Genomic DNA, 6,362 nt, shown 5'->3' with positions numbered 1-6,362 from the left:
CGTTGTTCACGGTCAAGCTTCTTATCCACCACGGTCATCAGTGTCTCGGCTTTCAGTCGGGAGCACAGCCCTCACACAAACCATCTGACACCCTCTGATCCGGTGCTGGCAGCAGCAGCGGCAGATAACCTGACCGATGCATACAACGCCGTCCATCCAACTCTCTTGCACCATCCCGACATTGAGGTATTGGTGGTGGGAGGTACCGCGAGCCTGGGTCACATGGTGGTCTTATCGGCGGTGGCGCTCGGGGCCGCCGGGGTAACGTACTGCGACACCGATTCCCGACGCTGCCTGCTTGCTGCGAAACTGGGCGCGACGCCGATGCACCTCGATGAGTATCCCCAGCGTGTGGATGGTCGGTTCGACCTCGCGGTCGATGCATCTGCGAACGTGAGAGGCCTGCGCTGCGCCATGCTTTCGACCCGGCCTGAAGGAACCTGCGTTGTACGTTCGGTATACTTCGACGAGCCTGCGATGCCCTATCTCTCGCTCTATTCCAAGGGCATCAAGATCGTCACCGGGCCGCCCCACATCACCGCGAACGCACCAGAAGTCCTCGCGCTGATTGACAGCGGGCAGCTCAACCACAAGCAGCTACTCGCAGGGCCGTATTCCCACGAAGACGCCGTCGACGTCCTGCTCGACCCGCCGAACGGCAAACCTCAATTCGTCCGCCCCCGACTACATGCGAGCGTCTAGACCGCATTAAATCGGTGAAAGATACTGCGCGTCACCGTTGACGCGTCGGTGAAGTTCTTCACGTCTGCCATCACGCGCTCGGTTCGCGGGGCAGCCGGGGCGACGTCGATGTTGGCGACCCCCATGAACCAGTGGACCCCGGTCAATGATGCCGCTCAGTGGCGTGACCCGCCACCGGCGGCTCCGGAGTCAGCTCTCGTACCTCGGGTCTTGGACCAACGCCGAAGGCACGGCAAGGATTCCGCGTGCGAAGCCGGCGTACCCAACAGGCCGAGATAGGCGGCGTTCGCCTCCGCGATGTAGACCGTTCCCCCATTGTCAACGGCAAGGCTGTGTGGGGCCAGGAATTGCCCGGTCCCCAAGCCTGGGAGATCGGCGCCCAGCCGCTCGAGGATCTCACCACTCTTGGTGCAGATGGACACGCAGGAGCCCATCTTCGGGATCTTCCCATGCAGGTACGCAGGCGGGCCCAGCTCGGCGATGTACAGGAGATCGCCGACGAACCTGATGGCGCTGGGGTGGTGCCAATGCCAGCTGTCGACCAGATTGCCGGTCAGGTCGAAGATCTGGATTCGGTAGTTCTCCCGGTCGCATACCGCGAGATGGTCGTCGTCGAGGAGACACATGCCATGCGGGTTGGACAGCTGCGTGTCGCCACTGCCCGCCTCACCCCACGATGCGATGTGCGTCCCTGCGGCATCGAACCGGTGGATGCTTGAGTTGCCGTATCCGTCCGCCACGAAGATGTCTCGGCTGTGCGGATGCTCCAAAGCGTCGGTCGGCTGATTGAACGGCTCACCCGAGTAGAGCGGCGCCGCAACCCCTTCCCTGCCGATCGTCAGCACCTGCTCGCCGTCGCGGTGCGCCTTCACAACGACGTGCGAGCCCGCATCGACCAGCAGCAGGTCACCGTCGGAACAGCACATGGCGCCGTGCGGTCTCGGATATGTGTCGGCGTCGCCCCAGCCGCCCAGGTACTCCCCCGCCTGACTGAGAATGACAATGCGCTCCCGGCCACGGTTGAAGACGTACAGCAGATCGTCCGGACCGATCGTGACCGCCGCCGCGTCGCCGCCGAGGTCCATGGCGTCAGGAAGATCGAACCACGATGCGGTTTCCTGGTACATGACCCCAGCCGGTTGCTCGGCCGAGCCGGCCAGGCCCGGCCCGTCGTGGAGGATCACAGCCCGCCGATGAAATTGATGAGCTCGGCGTTGAACCGTTCGGGTTCTTCCAAGAACGGAGTGTGACCGCTGTTCTCGAAAAGAACTGTTGTGGTTCGCGGGATCGCGTCGGCAAGGACCTCCCATACAGCGGTGGGGCAGATCTGGCTGCGCACACCGTGCGCCAGCAGCACGGGGACGTCGATGTGCGGCAGCAGCGGCCGATAGTCGTTGCTGGTCAACGAGACCCAGAGGGCGAGTGCCGCGAGCGACGGGACGTTGGTCAACTCGTCGTACCAAAACTGCCATTCACCGGGGGCGACGTCCGCTCCCGAGGCGAACATTGTGTTGACGGCGGTTGCCGTGATGGCGGAGCGGTCCGTCAGGAGTTGGTTCTGGAGCACAAGGGAGGCCGCGGCATCCAAGCTACCGAAGAGCCCGTGCTCCCAGCCCGACTCCGTGAACAGGTAAGGCGTCATGTCGACGTCCACCGCGCCCCGCAAGCGGCCGGTGCCGAAGACCTGAATGTACTCGTAAACGACACCCATCCCCATGGACGAGCCCGTAAGCACGACGTCGTGGAGATCCAGGTGGGCCAGGACAGTCTCCAGATCTCGCGCGGCCTGGTTCAACGAGATGTTGACCAGGTCTCGTCCCGAAAGGCCGTGGCCGCGCACGTCGACCGTCACCACTCGATGGTCTTGCGCGAGCTCGTCGACGTTGCGGTGGAAGACCCGGCTGCTCATCGTCCACCCGTGAACGAGCACGATAGGTCGGCCGGCCCCGGTACTGGTGTAGTGGAGTACGACTCCGTCATGAGCAGGCACGAACGGCATGATTCTTCCCCTGGTGAGTGTGCGGACACACGCTTGCGCGCCTTATTTGCTGATATAGACAGCGATCCCGCCGTCGACCCGCAGCTCGGTACCGGTCACGTACGACGCTCGGTCGCTGGCCAGGTAGAGCACGGCGTTCGCCACATCCCACGGGGTGCCCATGTGCCCCATGGGTACCTGCCGGTCCCGCGTCGCCCACATCTCCTCGACGTCTGCGCTGGAATAGGCGGCGGTGAGCCCCGCGGCTCCCGACACCATCGGCGTCTTCATCAGCCCGGGCAGGACGGCGTTGACGCGCACATTGCTCGCCGCGAACTCCGCCGCCGTGGTGCGGGTGAGGTGGTTGAGCGCGGCCTTACTGGCGTAGTAGGCCGCGTACGGCACGCCGCTGAACCGGACCCCCGCGATCGAGGAGATGTTCACCACCGAGCCGCCGCCCTGGGCGACCATGCGCGGGATCGCGTACTTCATCGTCAGATAAGGACCGGTGACGTTGACGGCGAAAACCCGGTCCCAGTCTGCGCGGTCGAGGTCGACCACCCCGCCGATCACGCCGATTCCCGCGTTGTTGTCGAGCACATCGAGCCGGCCGTGGGTGGAGACGATGTCATCGACGAACGTCGCGACGGCGGCTTCGTCGGTGATGTCGAGCTGCACGCCGGTAGCTTGCCCACCCTCGTCGACGATCATCGCGGCGGTGCGTTCGGCCGACGCGGCATCGATGTCGGCGCACACGACCACTGCCCCCTCGCGGGCGAGCGTGAGTGCGGTGGCGCGACCATTGCCGATCTCGTCGCCGACGCACCCGGCGCCGACGACGGCGGCGATCTTGCCGGATACCTCGTTCATGTCTCAACTCCTGTTCGGCCTTGCGGGGCGGCTGGCGGTCCGTTGCCACTATCAGGCCTCGACCAACCCCCGGTCTACGGACGCGAACTCAACGTTGCGACCCGTGTTTCGTAGCCCCTTACGAAGCGTCAGGTGCGGCGCGCCAGCAGTGCCCAGCTGAGCTCGATCAGGGTCTCAGTGTCGTCGAGTGGTCGCCCGGTCAGCGTCTCGAAGCGGGCGAGCCGGTAGCGCAGGGTGTTCACATGCACGTGGATGCCGGTCGCCGTCTGCGGGATGCTCCGGCCGTGACGGAGCCAGGCTTCGACAGCGTCGAGGATCACTTCACCGAACGCGCCCTGGTCCGTCAACGGCTCCACGTATCGCGCGAGCAGGGCTCGACCGACCTCCTCGTGTGCCGGTACCGCCAGCCGCCAGCTCGTCGTGTCGACGGTATGTACACCGTCGACGGCGTACAGCGTCGCGGCGGCGAGGACCTGTTGAGCCAGGATGTACGCCGCCGCCATGGCTTCGAGGCGAACCGCGGGCCCCAGTCCTACCGCGGTCGCGCAGCGGGTCGGGGGAACCGCGACAACCCCCACCAGCCGACCGCCGTCGGGCACGACGATGGCTTGACTCCCGCCGGCGACACTCGACAGTCCCAGTTCCTGGCGAACCCGCCAGCCTTGGTCATGGTGCAGGACACCGGTGTAGAAGGGGTGGTACGCACCGTGGCGGTCCAACCCGTAGAGGTCGCACCCCTCGTCGATCCGCCGGGAGTCGAGGGTTCCGCCCAGGAGCTCCAGGGTCCACTGCGCCCGCATCTGTTCGTCGGCGAGAGTCTGGGCGATGCCCTCTCGGCGGAATGTCAGCGCGGCGCGGGCCAGGAACGCGTCGCTCAGCCGCCACAGCGTCTGTGCCAGCTGGAGCGCTTCATCGCTGCCGACACCGAACTCCGGTGCGTTGTCGATCAGCCACTGCCGGACCGCACCGATCACGACCCGGAATCCGGCCATGATGTCTTGGATCTCGACACCGTGGTGCAACCGCTCCGACGTCAGGAAATCGGCCTCGGTGATGTCCTCGGTGGCCGGCACCACCCCGCTGATGAGCACTCGGGCGGCAAGGTCGCGGTTGCGGCGTACGCCGAGGACCAGTGCCGCAGTGGGAACGGACTCGTAGGAGGGAACGAGTGACCGTCCCTCCCGCACGACCGCCTCATCCCACTCCTCGCCCTTGGCCAGGAGCTCCTCGACGAGTCTTCTGAGGGCCGGTGTCGGCCAGGCGTCGGGCGTCGTCGGTTCTGTCGCGCGGGCCATCACCGACATCCTGCCCGAATCTCTCGCGTCGGTGTGCCGGCACGGCCGTCAGATCAGCGCAGCGATCGACGGCCCGTCTCGGGCATGAAGACGAAGACGACCAAGCTCAACAGCGAGACGCCGGCGACGTACCACGCGAACGCCTTCGGGTCGCCGTGGTCGGCGATCCACGTCGCGACGTAGGGACCAGTCCCGCCGAAGACCGCCACCGACGCCGCGTAGGGAAATCCGACGCCGGCCGCGCGTACGTCGGCCGGGAACAGCTCGGTCACCACGGCCACCGAGACGGAACTCCAGCAGGCGATGAACGTCAGGCCGACCAACTGGACCACGAGCAGGCTGCCGAAGGTGCCGTCCAGCGAGCCCAACAACGGAACGGAGCCAAACGTGAACGCGGCGGCGAAGGTCAGGGCGAGTGGCTTGCGCCCGATGCGGTCCGAGAGCATGCCGAGCAGGGGCTGCAGCGCCATGAACCACACGAGCGCGATCACCGCGGCGAGCATCCCTTTGGTGTTGTCGAGGCCCACCGTGATGTTCGCGTACGTCGGGAGGAATGACGTCCAGACGTAGTACACCAGTGCTGACGCGGCGATCATGCCGAATACCATCAGCGACTCGCGCGGGTACTCGCGGACGAACCGGAACCGCCGGGGCTTGGCCCGACCCTCCGCCGCCCCCTCAGCGGCTTTCGCCGAGTACGTCTCCTCGGAGCGCGAACGGATCCAGAAGCCCGCGAGCGCGAAGAGCGCACCGAGGGCGAACGGGATGCGCCAACCCCACGTGGTGAGGCTGTCCGTACTGAGGGTGCTCACGAGCAGCACACTGATGCCGATCGCAGCCAGATTGGCGGTCGTGGCGCTGACGTAGAAGAAGCTGGAGAACAGTCCGCGCCGGCCCGCCGGCGCGGACTCGACCAGAAACGCCGCGCTCGCCGAGAGCTCGCCGCCCGCCGAGATGCCCTGTACCAGACGCGCGACGACCAGGATGACGGGCGCGAGCACCCCCACCTGTGCGTAGGTCGGCGCGGCCGCGATGAGCAGGCTGCCTGCCCCCATCCCGATGACGGTCGCACTGAGCGCGGCCTTGCGCCCGTACCGGTCGGCGAAGGCACCGATGACCAGCCCGCCGAACGGCCGGGCGACGAACCCGACCGCGAAGACCGCGAGGGCGCCGAGAAGCGGGACGAGTGCGTGGTCGGCGTTCGTCGGGAAGAATTCCGCCGCGAAGTGCACCGCGAGCAGTGAGTAGATGTACCAGTCGAACCACTCGACGGCGTTGCCGACGGACGCCGCCATCAGCTGGCGGACGGGTTTGGTCCGCGGCGTTGCGGACAGGCCGGTGGTGACCGTCATCGGTGGCTCCTCGTGACTGTGGCTCGTCGCGGCTACCGCTGCGACCCATACAGGTCGACGACGGCTCCGGCGTGCACGCCACTATCCGAGCTCGACGGATCCCGGTCTATAGGCCCGCTACCGCCCAGCGTGCCCTACGCTTCGGCCACACCCGAGGATCTGGCC

The 6,362-nt window shown here is 66.3% G+C and carries 5 protein-coding genes and 1 pseudogene; 1 reads left to right on the top strand and 5 read right to left on the bottom strand.

Annotation, left to right across the window (positions count from 1 at the left end):
- Window positions 1-702 (top strand): annotated as a pseudogene (locus tag ACWDTP_RS36595) (hypothetical protein); the annotation flags it as partial.
- Window positions 703-857: 155 nt separating this feature from the next.
- Here the strand turns inward: ACWDTP_RS36595 and ACWDTP_RS36590 are convergent.
- The 5 genes from ACWDTP_RS36590 to ACWDTP_RS36570 all read right to left on the bottom strand — a co-directional run bounded on the left by ACWDTP_RS36590 (window position 858) and on the right by ACWDTP_RS36570 (window position 6,197).
- Window positions 858-1,886, bottom strand: a complete 1,029-nt coding sequence (locus ACWDTP_RS36590) for a hypothetical protein (protein WP_450028109.1) — start codon at window positions 1,884-1,886, stop codon at window positions 858-860.
- A complete protein-coding gene (locus ACWDTP_RS36585; protein ID WP_450028108.1) occupies window positions 1,883-2,701 on the bottom strand; it encodes an alpha/beta fold hydrolase in 819 nt (272 codons plus the stop codon). Before ACWDTP_RS36585 ends, ACWDTP_RS36590 begins: the two co-directional genes overlap by 4 nt.
- Before the next feature lie 42 nt (window positions 2,702-2,743).
- Window positions 2,744-3,550 (bottom strand): SDR family NAD(P)-dependent oxidoreductase, encoded by an 807-nt coding sequence (locus ACWDTP_RS36580; protein ID WP_450028107.1) that lies wholly within the window; start codon window positions 3,548-3,550, stop codon window positions 2,744-2,746.
- A 128-nt stretch (window positions 3,551-3,678) separates the two neighbouring features.
- Window positions 3,679-4,845, bottom strand: coding sequence for a PucR family transcriptional regulator (locus tag ACWDTP_RS36575; RefSeq protein WP_450028106.1), 1,167 nt, complete (start codon window positions 4,843-4,845; stop codon window positions 3,679-3,681).
- A gap of 53 nt (window positions 4,846-4,898) precedes the next feature.
- Window positions 4,899-6,197 (bottom strand): MFS transporter, encoded by a 1,299-nt coding sequence (locus ACWDTP_RS36570; protein ID WP_450028105.1) that lies wholly within the window; start codon window positions 6,195-6,197, stop codon window positions 4,899-4,901.
- Window positions 6,198-6,362: the final 165 nt, after the last annotated feature.

This window comes from Mycobacterium sp. NPDC003449 (genome assembly GCF_053588415.1).
This window is presented reverse-complemented; position numbering and strand designations above follow the sequence as displayed.

What these genes read in the sequence shown, in the direction of transcription:
- ACWDTP_RS36585 (WP_450028108.1), bottom strand. Translation starts at nt 2,701, where the DNA reads ATGCCGTTCGTGCCTGCTCATGACGGAGTCGTACTCCACTACACCAGT.
- ACWDTP_RS36580 (WP_450028107.1), bottom strand. Translation starts at nt 3,550, where the DNA reads ATGAACGAGGTATCCGGCAAGATCGCCGCCGTCGTCGGCGCCGGGTGC.
- ACWDTP_RS36575 (WP_450028106.1), bottom strand. Translation starts at nt 4,845, where the DNA reads ATGGCCCGCGCGACAGAACCGACGACGCCCGACGCCTGGCCGACACCG.
- ACWDTP_RS36570 (WP_450028105.1), bottom strand. Translation starts at nt 6,197, where the DNA reads ATGACGGTCACCACCGGCCTGTCCGCAACGCCGCGGACCAAACCCGTC.